The 22,555-nt window shown below is 34.6% G+C and carries 24 protein-coding genes and 1 tRNA gene; 8 read left to right on the top strand and 17 right to left on the bottom strand.

Going from position 1 to position 22,555, the window contains the following annotated elements; translation table 11 throughout:
• Positions 1-187: 187 nt before the first annotated feature.
• Positions 188-520, bottom strand: coding sequence for a single-stranded DNA-binding protein (locus tag I3217_RS12205; RefSeq protein WP_435050042.1), 333 nt, complete (start codon positions 518-520; stop codon positions 188-190).
• Between the two features lie 233 nt (positions 521-753).
• Between I3217_RS12205 and I3217_RS12210 the strand changes: the two genes are divergently transcribed.
• On the top strand, positions 754-1,314 hold the full coding sequence (locus tag I3217_RS12210; RefSeq protein ID WP_435050043.1) for a hypothetical protein: 561 nt from the start codon (positions 754-756) through the stop codon (positions 1,312-1,314).
• Positions 1,315-1,329: 15 nt separating this feature from the next.
• Complete coding sequence (locus I3217_RS12215) at positions 1,330-1,680, top strand: hypothetical protein (protein WP_435050044.1); 351 nt, start codon at positions 1,330-1,332, stop codon at positions 1,678-1,680.
• Between the two features lie 3 nt (positions 1,681-1,683).
• On the opposite strand, the gene I3217_RS12220 is transcribed toward I3217_RS12215, so the two are convergent.
• Both I3217_RS12220 and I3217_RS12225 read right to left on the bottom strand, forming a co-directional pair.
• Positions 1,684-2,151, bottom strand: coding sequence for a CBS domain-containing protein (locus tag I3217_RS12220; protein WP_435050045.1), 468 nt, complete (start codon positions 2,149-2,151; stop codon positions 1,684-1,686).
• A 186-nt stretch (positions 2,152-2,337) separates the two neighbouring features.
• The gene (locus I3217_RS12225; protein ID WP_435050046.1) at positions 2,338-2,850 is read right to left on the bottom strand and encodes a hypothetical protein; all 513 of its coding nucleotides are present in this window, start codon (positions 2,848-2,850) and stop codon (positions 2,338-2,340) included.
• A 108-nt stretch (positions 2,851-2,958) separates the two neighbouring features.
• Here I3217_RS12225 and I3217_RS12230 point away from each other — a divergent pair, with 108 nt between their 5' ends.
• From I3217_RS12230 to I3217_RS12255, 6 genes are all read left to right on the top strand, one after another.
• The gene (locus I3217_RS12230; RefSeq protein ID WP_435050047.1) at positions 2,959-3,909 is read left to right on the top strand and encodes an NAD-dependent epimerase/dehydratase family protein; all 951 of its coding nucleotides are present in this window, start codon (positions 2,959-2,961) and stop codon (positions 3,907-3,909) included.
• Between the two features lie 168 nt (positions 3,910-4,077).
• Positions 4,078-4,566, top strand: a complete 489-nt coding sequence (locus I3217_RS12235; protein WP_435050048.1) for a hypothetical protein — start codon at positions 4,078-4,080, stop codon at positions 4,564-4,566.
• A 137-nt stretch (positions 4,567-4,703) separates the two neighbouring features.
• Entirely contained in the window at positions 4,704-5,627 is a 924-nt protein-coding gene (locus tag I3217_RS12240) for a YeiH family protein (protein ID WP_435050049.1), read from the top strand.
• Positions 5,628-5,682: 55 nt separating this feature from the next.
• A complete protein-coding gene (locus tag I3217_RS12245) occupies positions 5,683-6,189 on the top strand; it encodes a hypothetical protein (RefSeq protein WP_435050050.1) in 507 nt (168 codons plus the stop codon).
• A gap of 133 nt (positions 6,190-6,322) precedes the next feature.
• Positions 6,323-8,551: a TonB-dependent receptor gene (locus I3217_RS12250; RefSeq protein ID WP_435050051.1), complete on the top strand. Its 2,229-nt coding sequence runs from the start codon at positions 6,323-6,325 to the stop codon at positions 8,549-8,551.
• Between the two features lie 301 nt (positions 8,552-8,852).
• Positions 8,853-9,833, top strand: coding sequence for an HNH endonuclease (locus I3217_RS12255; RefSeq protein ID WP_435050052.1), 981 nt, complete (start codon positions 8,853-8,855; stop codon positions 9,831-9,833).
• 77 nt (positions 9,834-9,910) lie between these two features.
• On the opposite strand, the gene I3217_RS12260 is transcribed toward I3217_RS12255, so the two are convergent.
• The 14 genes from I3217_RS12260 to I3217_RS12325 all read right to left on the bottom strand — a co-directional run bounded on the left by I3217_RS12260 (position 9,911) and on the right by I3217_RS12325 (position 22,539).
• Positions 9,911-9,984: transfer RNA gene (locus I3217_RS12260), tRNA-Asn, on the bottom strand.
• Positions 9,985-10,594: 610 nt separating this feature from the next.
• Positions 10,595-12,985 (bottom strand): EcoAI/FtnUII family type I restriction enzme subunit R, encoded by a 2,391-nt coding sequence (gene hsdR / locus I3217_RS12265; protein WP_435050053.1) that lies wholly within the window; start codon positions 12,983-12,985, stop codon positions 10,595-10,597.
• A gap of 1 nt (position 12,986) precedes the next feature.
• A complete protein-coding gene (locus tag I3217_RS12270; RefSeq protein ID WP_435050054.1) occupies positions 12,987-14,411 on the bottom strand; it encodes a KAP family P-loop NTPase fold protein in 1,425 nt (474 codons plus the stop codon).
• Entirely contained in the window at positions 14,408-15,634 is a 1,227-nt protein-coding gene (locus I3217_RS12275) for a restriction endonuclease subunit S (protein ID WP_435050055.1), read from the bottom strand. Before I3217_RS12275 ends, I3217_RS12270 begins: the two co-directional genes overlap by 4 nt.
• On the bottom strand, positions 15,631-17,085 hold the full coding sequence (locus I3217_RS12280; protein WP_435050056.1) for an N-6 DNA methylase: 1,455 nt from the start codon (positions 17,083-17,085) through the stop codon (positions 15,631-15,633). Before I3217_RS12280 ends, I3217_RS12275 begins: the two co-directional genes overlap by 4 nt.
• A gap of 82 nt (positions 17,086-17,167) precedes the next feature.
• The gene (locus tag I3217_RS12285; RefSeq protein WP_435050057.1) at positions 17,168-17,323 is read right to left on the bottom strand and encodes an NUMOD1 domain-containing DNA-binding protein; all 156 of its coding nucleotides are present in this window, start codon (positions 17,321-17,323) and stop codon (positions 17,168-17,170) included.
• A 39-nt stretch (positions 17,324-17,362) separates the two neighbouring features.
• Complete coding sequence (locus tag I3217_RS12290; protein WP_435050058.1) at positions 17,363-17,551, bottom strand: NUMOD1 domain-containing DNA-binding protein; 189 nt, start codon at positions 17,549-17,551, stop codon at positions 17,363-17,365.
• Between the two features lie 78 nt (positions 17,552-17,629).
• Positions 17,630-17,830, bottom strand: coding sequence for a hypothetical protein (locus I3217_RS12295; RefSeq protein ID WP_435050059.1), 201 nt, complete (start codon positions 17,828-17,830; stop codon positions 17,630-17,632).
• Positions 17,831-17,842: 12 nt separating this feature from the next.
• Positions 17,843-18,724, bottom strand: coding sequence for a hypothetical protein (locus tag I3217_RS12300; RefSeq protein WP_435050060.1), 882 nt, complete (start codon positions 18,722-18,724; stop codon positions 17,843-17,845).
• A gap of 444 nt (positions 18,725-19,168) precedes the next feature.
• Positions 19,169-19,417 (bottom strand): hypothetical protein, encoded by a 249-nt coding sequence (locus I3217_RS12305; protein ID WP_435050061.1) that lies wholly within the window; start codon positions 19,415-19,417, stop codon positions 19,169-19,171.
• Positions 19,418-19,438: 21 nt separating this feature from the next.
• Complete coding sequence (locus I3217_RS12310) at positions 19,439-20,422, bottom strand: DUF3871 family protein (protein ID WP_435050062.1); 984 nt, start codon at positions 20,420-20,422, stop codon at positions 19,439-19,441.
• 1 nt (position 20,423) lies between these two features.
• Positions 20,424-21,299, bottom strand: coding sequence for an AAA family ATPase (locus I3217_RS12315; protein ID WP_435050063.1), 876 nt, complete (start codon positions 21,297-21,299; stop codon positions 20,424-20,426).
• Positions 21,300-21,380: 81 nt separating this feature from the next.
• On the bottom strand, positions 21,381-21,728 hold the full coding sequence (locus tag I3217_RS12320) for a hypothetical protein (protein WP_435050064.1): 348 nt from the start codon (positions 21,726-21,728) through the stop codon (positions 21,381-21,383).
• A gap of 214 nt (positions 21,729-21,942) precedes the next feature.
• Positions 21,943-22,539 (bottom strand): hypothetical protein, encoded by a 597-nt coding sequence (locus I3217_RS12325; protein ID WP_435050065.1) that lies wholly within the window; start codon positions 22,537-22,539, stop codon positions 21,943-21,945.
• Between the last annotated feature and the right edge of the window lie 16 nt (positions 22,540-22,555).

Consider the following 22,555-nt stretch of genomic DNA (forward strand, 5'->3'; position numbering starts at 1 on the left):
TCATGAATTGGGCCAATTCTCAAGACGATGCCATCATACGATTTGACCTTGTTATAATATTACCCATTTTAATTTTGTTCACCATTTTTATGCTCTTTAAAATTTACCAGAAAAGACGTCGTAAAAAAAGCGGTCCGCCGCAATAAGGCCAACCGCTATTTTAAATTTCCGAAATTTTAATTAAAATCTATTTCCCCAGCAATACAATTTGATCGCAGACAATTTCTGTTACATAGCGCTTTTCTCCGTTTTTCGTATCAAAGCTTCTGGACGTTAATTTTCCTTCTAAAGCAATTTCTTTACCTTTTACCAGATATGATTCGGCCAATTTTGCATTGTGCCCCCAGGCAACCACCGTATGCCATTGCGTGTCTGTAATTTTTTCCCCCTTGCTGTTTCTATAACTTTCGTTTGTTGCTATAGAAAATTTTGCCAATACCTTTCCTGATTCCATGGTAACGATTTCAGGGTTATTTCCTAAATTTCCAATCAACTGTACTTTGTTTCTTAGTGTGCTCATAATAATGTAATTTAATGTTAAACAGTTAATACCTTGTCTATTAAAGACTATACAAAGGTTTAAAAACTAAAATCAGTTAACCGGTTAAAAACCATTTAAATACGTTTGTAGTCGTTTGTAAACGTTTGTAGTCATTTAAAAACGATAAAATGGTTTTATTAAACGCCAAAGCGCAATAAAGTATAGCTTCAATCTCCCTTTATTTAACTAACTTTACTGAAAACCAACATTTTATGAAAACCACAATCGTACTTTTATTCCTTTTAGTCCTGCCCTGCACTATAATATATGCTCAGGAAGACGAAACTAAATCGGTTTTTGATGAAGAAACTGAAATAAAACACCACCAGATAGGTTTTATGTTAGGCCATGCGCATATAAGTCAGGGCCATAGTAATGGTAACAAAAAATGGCTTGCATTACCAATGATTAGTTTAAACTATAATTACTGGTTTAACGAACGCTGGGCTTTTGGTCTGCATACCGATATGGTTTTAGAAGACTTTGAAGTTGAACAATGGAACGGATCTGGGGAGGATAAAATTCTGGAACGTAAAACCCCCATAGCTCCAGCGATAATGATGTTGTACAAACCTGGAAAACATTTTACATACATGCTGGGAATAGGTGAAGAATTTACCTGCGAAGAAAACTTATTTTTAATTCGTGCCGAAGTTGAATACAGTTTGGAATTACCCAATGAATTTGAATTTGGAACCTCGGTGGGCTACGATATAAGAGTAAACGAATACGACTCCTGGGCGTTGCAGATTGGAGTATCCAAACTATTTTAGCAACCGTTTCCAATTATGAGTAAAACCTGTTTACACTGCCATGACACCATAAACGGACGTAGCGATAAGAAATTTTGCAGCGATTACTGCCGAAATGCCTATAATAACACAATAAATAAGGACGCTAAAAACTATATAAGGAATACCAACAATAAGCTACGAAAAAACTGGCGCATACTGGAGACTTTAAATCCGGAGCAGAAAACCAAAACCACAAAATTAAAACTGGATACGCTGGGCTTCGATTTTAGCCTGTTTACGAGTATTTACACCACCAAAGCAGGCACTATGTATTATTTTGTTTACAATCAAGGCTATTTACCGCTTGATGGGGATTATGTGGCATTGGTTCGCCGAAGCGAATGATACTTATTTCCAGTTTTGCCCTTTTAGTTTTAATGCTGCCTTTAAAATATCTTTCTGACTCACCTGCCCTACTAATTTCCCATCTACGACTATAGGAAAACGGCGGCGTTTGGATTCTAAAAACTTATTGGCTGCATCAAAAATATTCATATTGCCGTCTATGGTTTGCACATCTTTAATCATACGTCCTTCCACTTTATGCTGCCCCATAGGCATATTGTAATACCGGCAATCGCTTATTTGCTTTAAACAGTCTCCTTCCGAAATCATTCCTACCAGTTCGTAATTATCGTTTACAACCGGTCCTCCGGAAATTTTATGCGTAATTAATGTATGAATAACATCCTCGACCGTTTGTTCCGGTTTAAATGTGATTAATTCGGTAGACATATAATCACGAACTCTTACAGGAATATATTCTACCTCTTTTTGCTGCTGTCGCCTAGCCCCTTGAAAACTTTTAATGCCCATAATATTCAATTTTAGTATCCAAATAAAGTTACTGAATTATAGTTACTTAACCTAACTAAAAACATTATAGTACGACGAAATAAACAAAAAACTAGTTAAATTTTTATTTAATTCTGAAATTTGAAAGAAAATATTTCAAATATATCTTATCCGACCCGAAAACAAGTCTAAACTTCTAAATTATAACTACTCGGGTTTCGCTATATTCTGAGTTTCTTTTTCGAACTTTTTATTGATTTGAAGATTTAAATTTGAAAAGGCTAGCAATACTTCTTTTATAGCCTGAATCTGCTCAGCTTCCGGCATATTTTGCAATTCCAGTACACTTTGCAGTTTCAGTACTTTGGTCTCCAGTGTCAGTATACGAGCATCTATCGCCGGTGTTTGCACCACCTCGGGCATACTTGTTTTTAACTCTCTGATAAAAGTAATTAACTCCTTGGCTTCGTTTTTAAAGAAAGATATATCTCCTGATTTTAAATGTTCTATGGTTGAAACCAAAGCGTGATACTTATCCCAGGCTGCAAGTGCATCTTCCGCTTTCGCATCCAGACTGTAATCACTATACTTTAATTTAGCAATATCAGACTTTAGCACCTCTGCAGACAATTCCACAGGTTCTACCTCAACCTTTTGCTCTGATTTGGAATTACACCCCAAAACCACTAAACAGCTAAATACGACAAGAATTTTCTTCACCTTAAAACAATTAAAATAAAACACTTACAAAATAGTCTGTGAGGTATACCAAACACCATTTAACCACAAATTATTCCTATTTTTATATGACACCTAATATATCCTCTAATGAAACCAAAAATTTTAATTATTGGCGCATGTGGCCAGATTGGTTCCGAACTAACATTTAAGTTACGACAAATGTATGGCGATGAAAACATAATTGCTAGTGATATTAGTTATAATAATGCAGAAGTGGTAAATTCGGGTATTTTTGAAATCTTAGACGCTCAGGATTTCAAGGCTTTGGCACTTTGTATTGAAAAACATAAAGTAAAAACCGTTTATCTTATGGCTGCCATGTTAAGCGCCACGAGCGAAAAATTTCCACTAAAAGCGTGGGACCTCAACACGCAATCCTTATTTCATGTTTTAAATCTGGCAAAATCGGGTGTTATAAAACATATTTTCTGGCCTTCGAGTATAGCCGTTTTTGGCCCCACAACCCCAAAAGAAAATACGCCACAACACACCGTTATGGAACCATCGACGGTTTACGGCATTACAAAACAAGTCGGCGAGCGCTGGTGTGAATACTATTTTAACCGTTATAAAGTTGATGTACGCAGCCTGCGTTACCCGGGCATTATCAGTTGGAAAACCTTGCCCGGAGGCGGCACTACCGATTATGCCGTAGACATTTACCATAAAGCCCTGAGTGATGGACATTACGAATGCTTTTTAACCGCAAACACCAAATTACCCATGATGTACATGGAAGATGCCATATCTGCCACCATTAACCTCATGGAGTCCGACTCAAAAACATTGCACATACGCTCTTCTTATAATCTGGCCGCCATAAGTTTTACACCTCAGGATGTTGCTAAAGAAATACAAAAACACCTTCCGGAATTTAACATAAGTTACATACCGGATTTCAGACAGGGCATCGCCGACAGCTGGCCTAAAAGTATTGACGATTCTCAGGCCCGAAGCGATTGGAACTGGAGCCATCAGTATAATCTGGAAGCCATTACCAAAGATATGCTAACTCAACTTGCTCCCAGATACAAATAAAAAATCAAGAGTAATAGTACCCTGAAGCTGAACTTTATCTGTAAAACCAGTCCGCATTCACAACGCACAAACCGCAGCGCTATTTCAACAAAAAGTTGTTGCTTCGGTATTTAAATGTTATTTTTAAATAAAAACTACAACGCCCTGCGCGTTTAAAACATTGAAACTATGAGATATTTTTTAACCTTATTTTGTTTAGCACTAAGCTTTAGTTTTGCCTCTTGCGAAGGCGACCAGGGACCTCCTGGAATTGACGGTGAAGTCGCTCCTGCTTTTGAAATTGAAGTCGATTTTAATAATGCAAATAATTACGCGATAACCCAAAACTACGGATTCGATATTTACCCTTCTGATGTAGTACTCATCTATATTTCCTGGGAAACAACAAATTCAGGACAGGAAGTCTGGCGTTTACTACCGCAAACCGCGCTTTTCGATCAAGGTGTATTAAGTTATAACTACGATTTTACCGATGTTGATTTCAGTATTTTTATGGATGCCACCTTCGATTTAAGTACTCTGGATTCCAGCTGGACTCAAAATCAGTATTTCAGAGTGGTTGTGGTTCCTGCCGATTATATTAATCAGGTAGACACCAGTAATTACGACGACGTTATTAACGCGGCACATATTACAAATATTCAAAAGCTTTACTAAGTATAACATAAAATAATACCATTTAAAATCGGTTTGAAATGTATTTCAGACCGATTTTATGTTTATACACTTATTACCCGAACAACCCGAAATTAGACTGCAACCATTATTTCCAGGGTTGACGTATATTTACAACCATGAAACCGCTATTAGCCAAATTATATTTTTTTGCCGTTCTGGCCGCTGCTCTGTTAGGACTAATATCCAGTCCTGTGGCTTTAGGCTTAGGTTTTATATTCTCGCTGTGGTTTAAACATCCGTTTTTATCGGCAAGCGAACGAAGCATTCAAGTGCTTTTAAAACTGGCTGTGGTAGGACTGGGATTTGGCATGACACTTACGGATACCATAAAAACAGGTATATCCAGCTTTGGTCTTACCCTATTTTGCATTGTGCTCACTCTAAGTTTTGGCATCCTGTTAGCACGGTATTTACACCTTGATAAAACACTGGGACATTTAATTACTTCGGGAACTTCAATCTGCGGTGGCAGTGCTATAGCTGCTATTTCTCCGATAATACGAGCCGACACAAAAACCATTTCCATTGCCTTAGGCGCTGTATTTTTTCTAAATGCCATAGCCTTAATTCTGTTTCCGCCACTTGGACATTTATTTCATCTTAGTCAGCAGCAGTTTGGCCTCTGGTCTGCTGTAGCCATTCACGACACCAGCTCTGTTGTAGGTGCTTCCCTGACCTATGGAAACGAAGCCCTACAAATAGCAACAACCGTAAAACTATCGCGTACCCTATGGATTATTCCGCTCTCGGCCTTATCTATGATACTCTTTAAATCGAAAGGACAAGGCATTAAGTTTCCGTTTTTTATCCTGTTTTTTATAATTGCTATTTTTGCAAACAGTTATCAGATTCTGCCACAAAGCTTCAGCAACTCTATCGTACTTCTTTCGAAACACCTGCTGGTTGCAACCTTATTTTTAGTAGGGTCTACCTTATCGTTAAACGACATAAAACAGACCGGTATTAAACCCATGCTTTTTGCTGTAATTTTATGGGTATTTGTTTCGGTTACATCTTTGCTTTATATTTTATACTTTTAAAATAGAAGCTAAAAGTATTTTTATCTTTACATTTAGCACCTATTTTCAACTTTAATTGAAACAAAAACCGCATTTAAAAACCAACCTTATTAAAGGGTTTACCCTTATTCTGGCCCTCTGCTATCTGATTGCGCCACTTAAAACCCCTGTTTTTAATGCACTCCACCAAATATCGCACATTCTACAGTCAATTAAATTACCTAAAAGCCATAAAACATCCTTTTACGTACATCATGAGCATGATGCCTTTGGCAACCACATAAGTTCTGAGAAAGAACAACAAAGAGCACATCACAAAGAGCTGAATACCAAAAAAACAGAGGTACCCCATTCACATGAATACATTTCGCTTTTCAGTAAGGTTTTCAATTCCTCCGACGAACATGAAGATCCTAAAGAATCTGTATTAAAACTGGAACTGGATAAACATTTTATAAGTACTTTTCAATACGGGAATTCAATATTTTTATCAGACAACACACAGAACATCTGGCCCGATACTCTATCCTGGTATTCCAGTTTCCATTCTACACTTAACCCACCTCCCAGAGTTGTTTCATAACATAAAAACGCATTTTATTTTCAGGCTTATTTCATTTTAAATAAACGTCTGAACACCTGCTGTATATTCAATTTTCAGCATAAAATGCAGCACAACAAAATACCTTTAAAACTTTAAAAAGTAAACTTTTAAAATGAAACAATTTTTAACAGCAATGCTATTGCTGATTAGCGGCATACCCTATGCCCAGGAATTAAAGGGCAGTATTACCGATACCGACAAAAACCCGATAGAAGAGGTAAGTATTTTTAATAAAACCACCCAACGCCACACCCATACCGATGGTAATGGGATATTTATCTTACACCAAACGCAGGCTAACGACAGCATTTACCTGTCGCGCTTAGGATTTGAACCTAAACTGATAAAAATCTCGCAAAGCGATTTAGATCAGGGCATCTCCCTGCAAATGCAGACTGCAAACCTGTCTTTAGATCAGGTAGTTTTGGTTGCCGAAGTTGATGCATTGAGCAAACTGGTAGATGTAAACGTAAAAACAGATCCTGTAAAATCGTCGCAGGAAATTCTTAGAAAAGTTCCGGGACTAATTATCGGTCAGCATGCCGGTGGAGGAAAGGCAGAACAGATCTTCTTAAGAGGTTTCGATGTAGACCACGGTACCGACATCAGCCTGTCTGTAGACGGCCTGCCGGTAAATATGGTTTCTCATGCTCATGGTCAGGGGTATTCCGATCTTCATTTTGTAATTCCGGAAACCATAGACCATATTAAATTCGGCAAAGGTCCATACTACAGTAATGTAGGGAACTTTAATACAGCAGGCTATGTAAATCTGCAGTTAAAGAAGACTCTGGACAGCAATTACGCATCGGTAGAAGCAGGACAATTCAACACCAACAGACTTGTGGGTACGTTTAATGTTCTTGATAACAACACGAGTAAGGCTTACATTGCCTCTGAATTATACCTTACCGACGGACCATTCGATTCACCACAGGACTTTAACCGTTTTAATATTTTAGGAAAATACAACTATAAACTAAACGGAAATCAGGAATTAAACATCAGCACCTCGTATTTTCAGAGTAAATGGGATGCTTCGGGGCAGATTCCGCAACGTGCAGTCGACAATGGTACCATAGACCGTTTTGGCGCTATAGACGATACCGAAGGCGGACAAACCAGCAGAATGAATGTCCTCGTAAATCATACCAAAACCCTGGACGAAAACCGTGTGGTTACCAGTTCAGCATACGTATCGCAGTACAATTTCGAGCTGTTTTCTAATTTCACATATTTCCTTGAAGACCCAGTTAACGGCGACCAAATTAAGCAAAAAGAAAACCGACTTATAGGTGGAGCAAGCACGCAATACGAGCATCGTAATATTGCACTAGGCACAAACACCAGCTTTAAATATCAGGCCGGGATTGGATTCAGATACGATAATATTGACGATGTTGAGCTATCGCATACGCTAAACAGACAAACCACCTTGAATTATCTGGCGCTTGGTGATGTAGATGAAGTAAATTCCTACACTTATATTAATACCGAATTCCAGACCGGAGCATGGAAATTTAATCCTTCGGTGCGATTAGATTACTTTAAATTCGATTATTACAACAAGCTTAGCACAACGTACGACAACACCAGCGAAACCCAGCTACGCCTTAGCCCAAAATTCAATACCATTTTCAGCGTAAATCCCAACCTGCAGTTATTCTTTAAAACAGGCATGGGATTCCACTCCAACGACAGCCGCGTTGTAGCCACGAGTCCCGACCTTAAAACCTTACCTAAGGCTTATGGCGCAGATTTAGGAACAATCTTTAAACCTGCATCTCGTCTGGCCCTTAATGCCGCCTTGTGGTATTTATATCTGGAACAGGAATTCGTGTATGTTGGCGATGCCGCGGTTGTAGAGCCCAGTGGTAAAACCAGACGTTTAGGAATAGATATTGGCGCACGTTACCAGGCTCTGGACTGGCTTTATGCTTATGCCAACTTTAATTATGCTCACGGTCGAAGCATAGACGATCCTGATGGCGAAAACTACATACCATTAGCGCCAGACTTTACCTCGGCCGGAGGCCTTGTAATAGATAACTTAGGGCGTTTTTCAGGAGGTATTCAATACCGCTATGTAGACGATCGTCCGGCCAACGAAGACGATTCTATAGTTGCAGAAGGCTATTTTGTTACCGATGCCACTATAAATTACAAATGGAACAACTGGACTTATAGCATTATTATAGAAAACCTGTTTAATACCGAATGGAACGAAACCCAGTTCGCCACAGAAAGCCGTTTATTTAACGAAACCGAACCTGTAGACGAAATTCACTTTACACCGGGAACACCATTTTACATCCGCGGTAAAATTGCCTTAAACTTTTAAGGACAATTATGGTAATAAAAAAACCTTCAGCTTTGATTGTCCGCAAAGCTGAAGGTTAAAAAAAAATAGTATTTAGAAAACTATGTGCAATCAATTTTATAGGATATGCGCTACTCCTATAAAAAGGCTTTCAAAATAATGATTTGATTTTGTCGACTATTAACACAACCAAACCTGTTTAATATTATGCTGATACAAAGATACGGGCCGTCCTCGAGTATAAATATGACTTGTATCAGGTTTTGAAAATTATTTTTAAAAGGGCAAAATAATAGCATAAATAAGAATTATATTAGCTACAATGAACGACCAAATTGTAGCTAAATATTCTACTGAATTCGAAACCTTAAAAAGAGGATATTCCAAAGGACTCGGAAAGGCTCCGCATAAACCGATCCTTATTATTTCGGTACTTGAATTGATAAGAAATGGAGAAATTACTTCCAACAGAATCTACATTACTTCAGATTTAATCTTAGCATTTAAAAACAACTGGAAAAAACTAGTTGATTCTGGACACACACCTAATTTCGCATTACCCTTTTTTCATATGCGCAGTGAACCCTTTTGGCATTTGGTAACAAAACTGGGGCAAAACCTTTCCCTAACCCGCTCAAAAAGTATAAAGAGTTTTAAAAATTTAAATGAAACCTTGGCCTTTGCAGAAATAGATAAAGCACTTTTTGATGTCCTTGTAAACCCTACAAGCTTTACATATTTATTGGAAATCCTTTTAAACAAGTACTTCCCTTTCACTCAGTATAATTTTTATGCAAATACGGAAAACACATTTGAATCACATATTGAACATCAAATTTTAAATGAAGAACGTGCAGAATACCAAAATCATCTAAATGAACTAAGAACTAAATTGGATGATAATGCATTCGAAGAAGAACTTTTTGTCAGAGGTGGTCTTTTCAAAAAAACGATTCCCAAAATATATAATTACTCCTGCTGCATTTCAGACATGAAAGTCTTAAGTAGTACCAATGCCCAAATGATAGACGCCTGTCATATTATGCCTTTTAGTATTTCTAGGGACGATACTATTCCTAATGGCATTTCTCTTTCTCCGAATCTTCATAGAGCTTTTGACAGGGGATTAATAACAATTAATAAAGATTACATAGTTCGCGTTTCCCCGACTATTTTAGAAAATGATTCTGTTTACTCCATTTCTCAATTTGAAGGTAAGCAAATCTCCCTCCCTAGTAATATAAAATGGTATCCCTCGCCAGAATGTTTATCGTGGCATAATAAAGAAATATACGCGCTTTAAAATGCTCTAATCAGAAAAGTTCCAGCAATAACCACAAAAAAAAGCCTCTCATTTCTGAAAGGCTTTCTGTAAGCTTGCTCCCCCTCTTGGGCTCGAACCAAGGACCCTTTGATTAACAGTCAAATGCTCTAACCAACTGAGCTAAGGAGGAGTGTTTGCTTTTGCGAGTGCAAATATACAATCCTTTTTTGCTTCTGCAAACTTTTTTATTCTAGATTTTCAGAGGCTTTCAAGCTTATTTTGTATGCCCTACAAAATTCCATTTAAAACATTTTTTCAATTTAATCAACATCCTTATTTCGAGGTATTACCTATACATATTATATAGGTATACCTTAAAATTTTATATAGGATACCGAATTGTATACCTTTTTTAAATTTATTTACTAATTACAGTTACACACACTATTTCGAATGTAGTTATGAAACGCTTCCCCCCATGAACCTGTCATACCTTCTGAACTAAATTGGATCCACGTATAATTAGATATTCCACAGAAAATATAAGGACTCCCTGAGAAATCATATTCATTCTTTTTAATATATGCTACTACAAACCCTGTTCCATCTAAGGTATAATAAGTTGCTTTTACTAGCATACTAGATCCAAAACAAGTTACAGAACTATTTGTATCATATTTGGTTGTAACAATTTCATACAACTCCTGACAACTAATGGACTGCGAGAATCCATAATATCCAGTTAATAGGGTAAAAATTAAAATAGAGTAGATTTTCTTCATAATTATTGTGGTTATTGATTAGCTAGCTGCTCCTCCATATAAATATTCTTGAAATCCTATAAAAGTATTTCTTATAAGAGGGATGTCTCCTAACTGTTGCTTAGCATCAGCTATGCCTTGATATTTAAGAATTAATAAATCTCCTAACTTATCATCATCTAATTCCTGCACTCCAGATTTTACATATTGATCTAAAACGAAATTCAAAAACTCCTGCTGAGCTGGACTGTATCCATTAAAATGAATACGAGCTCTTTGCGCTCTTTCCTCTCTTGGCACTAATTCTTTTTGATAGGCAATATGTATTAAAACATCATATAAATCACTTTGCTCTCCATGTATTATTTTTTTTAATTCATGAATCTGACTAGATGAATATCCTTTTTCTGATAAAGCTTCTATCAATTTCTTTCTTGTATCTGGCAAACTCCAAATACGTGTTAGTTCCTCTTCATTTTTAAATAGACTTGGAATATCTCCATACAAGGTTTGTATAAACTCTGTAGCTGATATTGGCACTCCTTCAGGACTCCAAAAACTAGTCTTTATCATATGATCTATTTCTAAAGCCTTAGAAGTTGACAGCCTAACTTTTATCATCTGCACAGGTTCTACTTCACAAACACAAGGATCATTCTCACAAACATCACAAACAAAGTCTAATTCATCAGGGCATTGACAGATTATTTGACCACAGTTATTACATGCATTTCTTCCTCCACCACCTGCTCTTGGAGTTGGTTCGACTGGATCTACTGGCTCTCCATCCCATTCAGGATCCTGAAAATGGTTATGAGCACCAACAAAATCATAAATTGTAAAATAATCCTTTCCATCAAACAAACGTGTACCTCTTCCAACAATTTGCTTAAACTCAATCATGGAATTAACTGGGCGCATCAAAACAATGTTTCTAATTTCTGGAGCATCCACACCTGTACTTAATTTTTGTGATGTAGTAAGAATGGTAGGAATATTTTTTTCATTATCCTGAAAATCCCTTAAATGCTGTTCTCCTATTTTACCATCGTTAGCTGTTACACGACAGCAATAATTAAGGTTCTTAGAATAAGAAAATTGATTAATTAGATCTCGAACAGCAGCTGCGTGGTCTTGAGTTGCACAAAACACTAATGTTTTTTGATTCTGATTAATTTCATCCATAAACAGCTTAACACGATATGTCTCACGCTCTCTAATCTCTATAATTCTATTAAAATCAGTCTCTGTATACTCTTTCTCCGTATCTATCTCTCCAGACTCTATATCATCATCATCAGTAAACCTATATGAATCTATAGTTGTACTTATTTCTTTAACCTTAAATGGTGTTAAAAACCCATCATTTATACCAGATTTTAAAGAATAAATATATACAGGATCGCCAAAATAAGCATAAGTATCTCCGTTCACATCTCGTTTTGGTGTTGCTGTTAACCCAAGTTGAACTGCTGGCTCAAAATACTCTAAAATGGCTCTCCATGAACTCTCATCCCTAGCTCCTCCACGATGACACTCGTCAATAATTATAAAATCAAAAAAATCTTTTGGATATTCACCAAAATAAGGAGAATTATCTGGTCCAGACATAAAGGTCTGAAAAATGGTAAAGAAGATACTACCATTTTTAGGCACACGTTTCTTTTTCTTAATTTCTGAAGGTGCAATACGAACTAAAGCATCTTCCTCAAAAGCATTAAACGAGTTAAAAGCCTGATCTGCCAAAATATTCCTATCTGCCAAAAAGAGGATTCTAGGACTACGAGAACCATCGCGTTTAAGATTCCATTTTGCATGAAATAGCTTCCATGCTATTTGAAACGATATAGCTGTCTTACCAGTCCCTGTTGCTAATGTCAATAATATTCTGGTTTTCTTCTCTGCAACTGCATCTAAAACCTTTGTAATGGCATTATTCTGATAATAACGAGGTTGCCATGTACCACTTCTATCTTCGAAAGGCACTGCAAATAATCGCCTTTTCCAGTCTTCAATTTCAATTTTATAATCTTCCTTTGGAGTTGGAAAGGTCATCTCCCATAACTCATCTGGAGAAGGATATTTAGACACATCTCCCTCTATACCCTGATGAACGTCTACTCCATATATTTTAAGCCCATTGGTAGCATACGTAAACCTTATATTTAAACGCTCTGCATAATCCTTAGCTTGCCCCAAACCCTCTGTATAATAACTACCTCTTTTCTTAGCCTCTATTACAGCTAAACGCCTGTTTTTATACTCTAATACATAATCTGCAAAAAGTGGCTTAGAACGCCTATTTTGACCTATTAAACGTCCTTTAGTAATAGGAAATTCCAGCCTTATACGACTACCTTCTACAACACCCCAACCAGCTTCTTTTAAGGCTGGGTCTATTAAATCATGTTTGGTTTGAGATTCATTCATACTAAGTAATTAAATTATCTAACAATTGAATCTTATTAATCATATAATCAAAATCAGCAGTGTGAAAACCGAACATTGAGTCAATATACCGTAGCATCTTATTTGAACGTTCTTTATTAACTGAATCATCTAGGCTAATATCAATTGTTAATTGATAAATATTCCTTTCTACTTCCTCATAAATTTTTTTACCTAATCTATCTTCAGGGAAGTAATAATCATTATAGCTTAACGCTATTTGTATCAACATTAAAGTAACGACGTCAATTTCTCCCCTTGATGTAACACTAGAAGGAAACATTTTTTCAAGTTCTATTATTAGATTTTGAGTAGTGTATTTTTTAGCAAGAATAGAATTAAAAAAAACTGAGTTCTTAGATTTAATGTAAATAAGAAATAAAAACATTCCAGGAAACACATAACTTTTATGGGGATGCGTTCTCAAACTTAACCTAGCATGGACAAAAATCTTTTCTATCTCCCTAATAGCAATATTATCTGATCTAAACAGAATCTCAGAAAATTTAATAAAATTTTCCTTTTCAGAAGCAAAATCATTCCTTCTACGTTCCGAATTGTTGAAATAGCTTCCAAAGTCAAAATACTCATAAAAATACTTAACAATATCTTTTGTACTCGACTTAGGTAACGAAAATTCAACATCTATAAAACGTCTTAAATATTCGTTAGCATCTATTAAATCACTACCATAAACACCGCGCACAGCATGACCTAATTGCTCTTTATCTATAGACAATACAAATACAATACCTTCAACCGAAAATAAATGTTTAATTTGCTCTAATATCTGCACCGCGTAATTAGGACGGCATCTATCTAATTCGTCTATAAAAAACACAATGGGTTTTTCATTATCTACTGCATCTACAAATTCCTTTAAAGAGTTTTTAAAATCTTCAATACCTCTTTTACGAGTAGTATAAGATTCTATTTCATTTTCAAGTCCATTTACAGTTGCTTCTACAACTCCTTCAAACATTGCTTGTACGGCTTCTTCTAAACCAGCTTTTTTAGACAGACCTTTTAATAACCCAACTCCAACGTTTTTAATTAAAGGTGTTGCTTTTTCAAGTACCTTTTTAAACTTAGCTTCATCCTTAGTATCTTTTAAAACCCCTAACTCTGCTAGCAAGGCGATTAAAACATCTTCCTGAAAATCGTTCTCCCAGGCATTAAAATATAGGGTTTGAAACTCTTTATTTTTTAATTGCTGACACCACATTTTAATAAATGTAGACTTACCTTCTCCCCAAGGGTTATTTACAGCCAACACAAAACCATCTGCATAAGACTCCACGATAGATGTTAAGACTTCTGCATACTTTTTTCTGCCTAGCTTACAGTTCTCGAATGGATCTCCGTCTTTTTCTGTAGGTATAAATAGGTCTTTGTGTCTTATTATCAAACCAATTCTTCTTTATTAGTTAACTCCCCTGTAAAAGCCTTTTGTAATAGGGATTTTTTTAGTTCTTCTAGGTTGGATTTTTTCTTTTGGAAAGCGTCCTGTAATTGTTTCAATTTATTATCAAATGAATCTAGGTCATTTACAATTTCAATTTGTTTCTCAATAGAAATTACAGGAATTATAGTATCCTTAATCTTCTTTTGTGAAATATTTGGTTGTGCATTACCAACAGCTTGTGCTATTAGTTCATCTTTAAACTTCAAAAAGAAATAATAAAGAAATTCAGGTACAATATTATCATTTGGTAAAATTCCACATACAGCTTGATTAGTGGCACATTCAAAGTTTAAAATACCAACTTGGCCAGCAGTAGCCCCATACATTGCAATAACAACTGTCCTTGGCGGAAATAGCTTTGCAGAAGAATTATTTAATCCAGATTCTGTTATACGTATTTCACTTTCAGTTATATTTCTATTATTAACCTCACCACTTCTAATCCAAGGGATATTACCATTTTCGTAATATTCCTTATAACTTTTCAAGGGTGTTCCTCCTGCACCTGTTTCACAAACCTCCCCCAAACTCTTCTCCTCCCAACCGTCTCCAGTCTGGCTAAAGATTTGGTTAAGTTTAGACTGAAACAACTCTTTAGCGTTTTCTATATTTCGTTCTATATTAGCTTTCGCTTGGTCTATAACTGCAAAGGCTTCATCTAAACTAGCTACGATGTGTTGTTGTTCTTGAAGTGGAGGGACGGGGATTTGCAGATTTTTAAGTGATTTATAATAAATACCTACCACACTAGTAGTGCCACTTTTCATTTTTTCTAATTCACTAAAAACTGCTTTTGTAGAAAAAGCGTACGCAACAAACGCAGGTAGTAATTCCTTTTTAAATCTAACTCTTAATATGTTATTATTAAACAACGTAAGCTCTGTGCTTTTTGAATTATATAAACATGTCTTACCTACTAATTCATAGCTATTCCTCGTATTAAATAGGAAATCTCCCTGATGTAAACTATATTTTTCAACCTCTTCATCAGATGCATTAATATAAGTAAAAGAATCTTCGTTTATACCATTATCATTCTTGATATTATTCATTTTGAAATATCTATACTTATTAGTAGGAGATTGCTCTTTATTATTCCTCACAACGCCAATTAAAGTATCTGATATTATATCTTCAAATTTCTTTAACTTCCAACCCTCTCTCATATCAGCTCCTTAATAGATTGTAAAATCGTATTCGTTTCTGCATCTAAAACTTCCATTTCTGCTAAAATCACTTCTGGGGTACGTAATGGCTCTTCTTCAGGGGTATTTGGGTTTTTAACACTTAGGTCGTAAGTGGTATCGTCTATTTCAGCAACCTTTAAGTTCCATGACTGTTCTGTCTCTGGTTTAGACTTTTGAAGCTCTATAAACACCTCTAAATCCTTATCATTTAAAGGATTTGTTTTACCCATATTACGCCCTGGATCTAACTGGTAGTACCAAATGTTTTTAGTAGGTTCACCCTTATCAAAAAACAACACTACCGTTTTAACGCCCGCTCCTAAAAATGTACCACTTGGCATATCTAAAATGGTATGCAGATTACAACTTTCTAATAAGAGTTTACGTAAAGCAATAGAGGCATTGTCTGTATTACTTAAAACAGTATTTTTAATAACTACAGCTGCACGACCACCTGTTTTTAAACTCTTTAAAAAGTGCTGCATAAACAAGAAAGCTGTTTCTCCTGTTTTAATATCGAAGTTTTGCTGTACCTCCTTACGTTCTTTACCTCCAAATGGTGGATTAGCCAAAATTACATTAAAACGATTCTTTTCCTGTATATCTCTAATACTCTCTCCTAGAGTATTTGTATGCACAATATTTGGAGCTTCTATACCATGCAATATCATATTCATTATACCTATTACATAAGCAAGATTCTTTTTTTCTTTACCATAAAAAGTAGCCTCCTGTAATATTTTTAAATTATCAGTAGACTTTTCCATACGCTCATACATATACTCATAAGCTTCACATAAGAAGCCACAAGATCCTGCTGCACCATCGTAAACAGTTTCACCCATTTGTGGATTAACAACCTTAATCATGGCTCTAATAAGAGGCCTAGGCGTATAATACTGCCCACCATTACGCCCTGCATTACCCATGTTTTTAATCTTGGTCTCGTACAGGTGGCTTAACTCATGTTTATCTTTAGAGGAACGAAATGGCAATTCATCTGCATATTCCAGAATTTCTCTTAAATTATACCCACTTTGGATTTTATTTTTAAGTTCTGAAAAGATCTCACCTATTTTATACTCTATTGTTTGAGCACTCTCTGCTGTTTGCTTAAACTTGGCTAAATACGGGAACAACTCGCCATCTACAAACTGTACTAAGTCTGGTCCTGTTAATGCTATATGATGATCTACTTTACCATCTGCTCCTTTAGGCATTGCCCAATTAGCCCAACGGTATTTTTCATCTAGTATAAATGTATAATCTTGACCTCTTAAAGCGGCTTCATCTGCTTTGTCTTGCTCTAAATTATCTAAATACCTCAGGAACATCACCCAAGAAGTCTGTCCTATATAATCTAATTCGCTATCTGCTCCTGAATCCTTATACAGGATATCATCAATATTTTTAAACGTTTGTTCGAACATTCCTACAATTATTATTAAAGTTTCTAAAATATAAAAAAGGCAGCTATTACACTGCCTTTTCTTTGGTTTAATCTACATATTTTCAGGAGTACCCTCCACTATTTTTTCTTTCTCCTCTGCATACTCTAGAAATGCTTGTTTTACTAACTCCTGTACTTTTACTAGCTTCTGTAACTGAATCATAGACATTAATTAACTTGCCTGAAAGTCTATACTGTCTAACTAGCCTCTTCCTCAAGTCTATTTCTAATCCATCAGAACCTTTTAGTTTATAGCTTCAGTAAAAACCTCCACAAGTTTTATTTTGTCCAGCACAAACATTTGCTATACTATTTTTATGGACTCCAACTGCCTTGGCAGCTCTTTCTAAACAATCATAGGCATACATTAATTTACCTGTTTTAACTGAATACTGATAGACCTTTTTCTTAAATCCTCCTCCTGAATCAGAATTATAACCATTCAACCTACAATCAAATAAAGCAATATAGTCCTTTTCTTTTTGCGCTAATTCCTCACTACTTGTAGCTATATCAATTTGACTTCATTCAAAAGCATTGGCTCCATATTTTGCTATAGCATTATGAAACTTGTTTGCTTCTCCTCTGTTAGCACGTTCAATATGATCTAGTTTACGTTGGTGTAGAGTTTTGGTTGTAGCACCTACATAAACTTGTTCTGTAACTTTATTGGTTGCTGTATAAACAACACCAAAAGGAATAAACTTTTTCTTAAACATCTTCATCCCAAAATTATTTTAAACAAAATATTTATTTTCTACATTTTCATTAAATTGTTTGAGTCCTATAAATAAATTACTAAAAGAACTCGTATATTTATTTTTTACTATCCTTTTCGCATTCTCAATAATTTTTGAAGAAATATCCCAACAATAAAGTCTATACTTAGCGAAATCTCTTATAGCCTCGTAGTCTTTAGCCTCAAGTTTTATTCCTTTAAATCCTGGAACAAGTTTTAACAAAAATTCTGCAACTATTTTAATGCGATCTTCTAATTCATCATCATCATACCCTACAATACTTTCTAATAAATCAGAAAGCTCATCTTCCTTTTCATCTATATCCTTTATTTTCTCCACATCCATGTGGCAAACTGGACTATATGTTTTCTTGTTTTTAGTATTCTTGTTCTTAGTATTAGCTACTTTTTTATTTTCTTGAATACGTTTTTTTTGACTTCCTGAAAGTTGATTTTCACCAATCTTAGGTACTACGGGCTTTTTAGATGAATTTTCTCCACCAGTATCTTTCAAATAGTTTTTATAAGAACCTTCATGTTTATTAATATATCTAGCAATATTATCTAAATCTAGAAAATAAATATTAGGTTTATTTAAGCCTTGACGTTTTACGTTAATTAACTTTTCTTGTTTTAATTTTTTAATCCTGTTTTGTATAATATTTTTTGAATAACTGGTTTCTTTTTCTAAATCATCATGACTAATATAAAATCCCTTTTCTCCTTTATACTCTTTTAATTTATCCTCATTCCTCCAATACTTAAATTTATACATCAAAGTAGCTAAAATATCAGCAGAAGCGGGGTCTAACTTGTATCTAATAACTTTTGATGATGCTATAAAATCATAAGATATTTCATCGTTTAAATTTCCAATCATTTTTATTTATTTTGAAAATTTATGTCTTAATTACACACTTTTGTGTGACTAGATTAATTGGACCATCCAAATTAATCTCTAAAATATGTTTAAATGATTACTGTCTAGACAGCCAAGTTTGCCATCTTTTTTTTCAAAATAGTCTTTCTATTTGAACAGGTAACTTCTAATAAAGTGTAGTAGTGTTTTAATTAATGTCTGCTTAGAAGCCATTGTTGCTTATAACAAATAATCATGCCAAATTCAAAACCTCTTAATTTAATGCCAAATTGACTTATTTTTTATTCCTAAGAACCTTAAAATCATAACCTATGGCAGAAAAAAAGGCAGCCTAAACTGCCCTTTATAAATTACAATTGTTCATTTTCAGGTGTTTTTAGTTTAAAGTGTTAAAAACAGTCTCAAAAGCTTAACTATCCAAAATACAGCATAAACCACTTAATATTATACCAAGATGTAAAAATGATGATAGTAATACACCTCTCCCTTTATAACAAACACAGTCTTCATTGTCGTTGAAATTTTCACACTTTCAACATCGTACATAAAAGCCTTTTTCAAACATCCAATATCATGTTTTGTTTCTACCTTAAAAGGACATTTCAACTCTATTACTCTATTCTTGGCATTTACCACAAGAATACTTTTAGGCGAAGCATATTTTAAAAGCTCCGCCCAATCCTTTGAATTCATTTACTGTTGCATTAAGTATTATTAATTATTCAAAAACCAATTTGGCTTATTATTCTTTAATGAATTACACAGATCTCTGGTAAACTCGAATGCACACAGACTACGTTCTAAATAATTATCTATATAGGATGATTTGTTTGCCTCAGTTAATAAATTGTATACTCTCCACAAATTAATAGAACCATTTTCCTGACGTTTAAAATTTGGACACCCATAATATTCCTTGACCATTTTATTAATCTGAGAATCATTCATAACAAACTTAAAAATATCTCTCTGCTCTGTCTTTGGCATACTTTGAAACATCCTTATTTTGCCTATAAGATGTGCAAATTGAGGTTCTGTTAATGAGTAATTTTCCATTTGACTAAGTTCTTCAAGATGATTTTGAAAATTATATCCATTAAACAGCATCTTCATCTTTGCATCTAATTCTGAAATTGAACTGATTCTAATATCATCGCATAAGCCATCTGTACTCACACATAAATTAGTACACACTTTATTAGTATAACCTATAAAAACCTTGAATTTCTCTACTGTTTTTTTACTATATAAATTCTCCTGATTTAAACTTCTTACTCCCCCAATATTTAATGATAACACATTACCATTTACTGTACTTGTAATATCAGGGACAGTAATTAAAAAGGCACAACGCTCATAATAAATAGTTTTCTCTTCTTCTAAAAGTTCTTTTGCTGGTTTACCTATGGCACTTGGAATTCTTCCTTTAATTACATGGCTAACTCTAATATCTGGCTCATTTACCTTTAAATCAGGAAAACTAGACTTGACAGTTTCAAAAGCACTTTGTATAAATTGATAATGACTTATTGTTGACTCATTATCTTTAGAAAACACAGGTATAATACAATCGTTCTTTAAATGATTCAAAGAGACTTTTGAAGTATTAGCCTCAATAAAACTAGAACTATTTATACTTTTAACAACTTGACTATCCTTGACAACTTGTTGCTCTATTTGATTTGAAATTAAATTCATATTACTTATTATTTTTACTCACATTAACAATACTCGTACTAGGAACTACTTGTCTTACCACATGTTCAATTTCTGCCTTACGTTCAAGGATCAAATCATGTATTTCAGTTTTTATAGAAGCATATTTTTGATACAAATGCCTTAACCCCTCTAAGGTCTCACAGGCTTCTATTTCTTTAATAGCATCTTCTTTTCTAAAACCTAAATCGCACCACTCCTTTAGTTTCCTCCCAACAACTGCACTAATAACAAACTCTGGTTTATTAGCAAACAAACCAGTTCGATCTTTACTTGCTACAGCCATGTGATTATCATTAATCAACTCAAAATTCACAGTCAATTCATATTCAAACCCATCTCTAGTAATCTCTTTTGTTCCATGCTTTACAACTTTTGTTTTACCATTCGAGTTTACGTCCAAAGAATAGTCTATTTTACGTCTGGTTGTAGTTAAAACATGGCAAGTTGACTTTAAAATTGCATCTACCATTGCCTGATGACGAGGGGTTATTTTTGCCCAGTCTTGAAATCTACCTCCTAGCTGCTCGTGGATTTGTAAACACCCTCCAGAACCTACCCATTCATGAGAAATACTATCTATAATAACCACCTCCATTTTAGCCTTTTCACACATATTTAAAGCCTCTATATAACGCTCTGGAGTATAAGGATCATTTAGTTGCAAAACATTAAATCTCCCCATGTGAGCATATAAATTTGCACTATTATTTTCTGTGTCGATAATGGCTATTTTATTCCAGTCATTGGTTATCCCATATGCCAACAATAAGGCTGAATATGTTTTTCCAAACCCAGAGGCTCCAGATAGCCCTATTCTTAATTTAACTTGCTCTCGCTTTGCTATTTGTAAATTCATAATTTTAATATGTATTTGATTATTTACAGACAAAAAAAAAGAGCCTCCGTTTGGAGACTCTTATATTTTAATCTTTATTATTTAATTTATTTGATCTGTTTTTTCAACCACATGTTCCTGAAACACATCTAACTCTTCATCAACGTACTCCCATCTATGATTCAACTCGATAATTTCACCTGTTGACTCAATTGTATAACTATAAGGCTCGCAGTTAATTTTCTTAATAATACCATCAAACTGTGTTCCTACCGCTAACCTACAGGTTTGCTCATCAAAAGTTGTAGGCACTGTTGCTGTTCTGCAAGTAAAGTAGGTTCTACCAGTTCTAGAACTCTTTACAGGCTCTACTCCACCTTGAAGAATTAATGCATAAAACACTTCCCCATTTTCTTTTGTAATAGATTTAAAATCTTTAATTGTAACCATCTTGATATTTTTTAGGATTAAACATTAACGGGGGGTATCCCGCCAGTTTACAAAGCCTGGGGGGTTGATGTATGGATTATTTGGTTCTTGAAGACTTAATTAAAAAAGTATTCAACACCTAAACTTCCTATAAAACCAACATCTAACTTTAATACGTTCAATCTCCCTCTTTAACCTTATTAAATGGTTTTTTAATTAATAGCAAAAACTCTATTTAAAATTGTGATTGAGCTTCAGATCTAAGTTTTTTCTCCCTTTCAGATTGAGCCTTTGCTCTACTTTTCTTCGCAGCTAATTTACCCTGTTCATATAAATTTAAGTTTAAATAAGTTAAGGTATAAGATTTCACTCCTGAGATATCTGGGCCCATAAAAGCCAACTGAATTCCATTTTTTGTTCTCCAATAATAAGTAGGAAACAGATCCTTATTGTATTCAGTACATCTACCATATTTATAAGTAAGAAGTTCTAATATTCTATTATTTGGTTCAAGAAAGATTTTTATCTCATAAATCTGCCCATAATTAACCTTAACTAGAAGCATATAAATTGATAGATCCCCAATTTTATCATATGGATATTTTTCATTTAACACAAACCTATAAACATCATGAACTGGCTCTCCTGTAATTCCCCTCATCATACTCCTCTCCGCATTATCTTTCACAAAACAATCGTAATCAAAAATATAACCTCCTAATTTAATATCTCGAAACCCCATCCCTTTCTCTAATGCACTTATATCCTGACCATAAATTGAATTTAAAGAAAAAACAACCAAAGCTATTATAAGTAAAGTACCATTTTTCATAAATAAATTTTTAGGT

Source organism: Formosa sp. S-31 (assembly GCF_051172795.1).
In the GTDB taxonomy this organism is placed as follows: domain Bacteria; phylum Bacteroidota; class Bacteroidia; order Flavobacteriales; family Flavobacteriaceae; genus Formosa.

Excerpts from the sequence above, each read along its gene's own strand:
- I3217_RS12205 (WP_435050042.1), bottom strand. The coding sequence starts at position 520 with ATGAGCACACTAAGAAACAAAGTACAGTTGATTGGAAATTTAGGAAAT.
- I3217_RS12210 (WP_435050043.1), top strand. The coding sequence starts at position 754 with ATGAAAACCACAATCGTACTTTTATTCCTTTTAGTCCTGCCCTGCACT.
- I3217_RS12305 (WP_435050061.1), bottom strand. The coding sequence starts at position 19,417 with ATGAATTCAAAGGATTGGGCGGAGCTTTTAAAATATGCTTCGCCTAAA.
- I3217_RS12220 (WP_435050045.1), bottom strand. The coding sequence starts at position 2,151 with ATGGGCATTAAAAGTTTTCAAGGGGCTAGGCGACAGCAGCAAAAAGAG.
- I3217_RS12275 (WP_435050055.1), bottom strand. The coding sequence starts at position 15,634 with ATGAGAGAGGGTTGGAAGTTAAAGAAATTTGAAGATATAATATCAGAT.
- hsdR (WP_435050053.1), bottom strand. The coding sequence starts at position 12,985 with ATGAATGAATCTCAAACCAAACATGATTTAATAGACCCAGCCTTAAAA.
- I3217_RS12230 (WP_435050047.1), top strand. The coding sequence starts at position 2,959 with ATGAAACCAAAAATTTTAATTATTGGCGCATGTGGCCAGATTGGTTCC.
- I3217_RS12280 (WP_435050056.1), bottom strand. The coding sequence starts at position 17,085 with ATGTTCGAACAAACGTTTAAAAATATTGATGATATCCTGTATAAGGAT.
- I3217_RS12315 (WP_435050063.1), bottom strand. The coding sequence starts at position 21,299 with ATGAATTTACAAATAGCAAAGCGAGAGCAAGTTAAATTAAGAATAGGG.
- I3217_RS12325 (WP_435050065.1), bottom strand. The coding sequence starts at position 22,539 with ATGAAAAATGGTACTTTACTTATAATAGCTTTGGTTGTTTTTTCTTTA.
- I3217_RS12255 (WP_435050052.1), top strand. The coding sequence starts at position 8,853 with ATGAACGACCAAATTGTAGCTAAATATTCTACTGAATTCGAAACCTTA.
- I3217_RS12320 (WP_435050064.1), bottom strand. The coding sequence starts at position 21,728 with ATGGTTACAATTAAAGATTTTAAATCTATTACAAAAGAAAATGGGGAA.
- I3217_RS12295 (WP_435050059.1), bottom strand. The coding sequence starts at position 17,830 with ATGAAGATGTTTAAGAAAAAGTTTATTCCTTTTGGTGTTGTTTATACA.
- I3217_RS12235 (WP_435050048.1), top strand. The coding sequence starts at position 4,078 with ATGAGATATTTTTTAACCTTATTTTGTTTAGCACTAAGCTTTAGTTTT.
- I3217_RS12310 (WP_435050062.1), bottom strand. The coding sequence starts at position 20,422 with ATGAATTTAATTTCAAATCAAATAGAGCAACAAGTTGTCAAGGATAGT.
- I3217_RS12215 (WP_435050044.1), top strand. The coding sequence starts at position 1,330 with ATGAGTAAAACCTGTTTACACTGCCATGACACCATAAACGGACGTAGC.
- I3217_RS12250 (WP_435050051.1), top strand. The coding sequence starts at position 6,323 with ATGAAACAATTTTTAACAGCAATGCTATTGCTGATTAGCGGCATACCC.
- I3217_RS12240 (WP_435050049.1), top strand. The coding sequence starts at position 4,704 with ATGAAACCGCTATTAGCCAAATTATATTTTTTTGCCGTTCTGGCCGCT.
- I3217_RS12300 (WP_435050060.1), bottom strand. The coding sequence starts at position 18,724 with ATGATTGGAAATTTAAACGATGAAATATCTTATGATTTTATAGCATCA.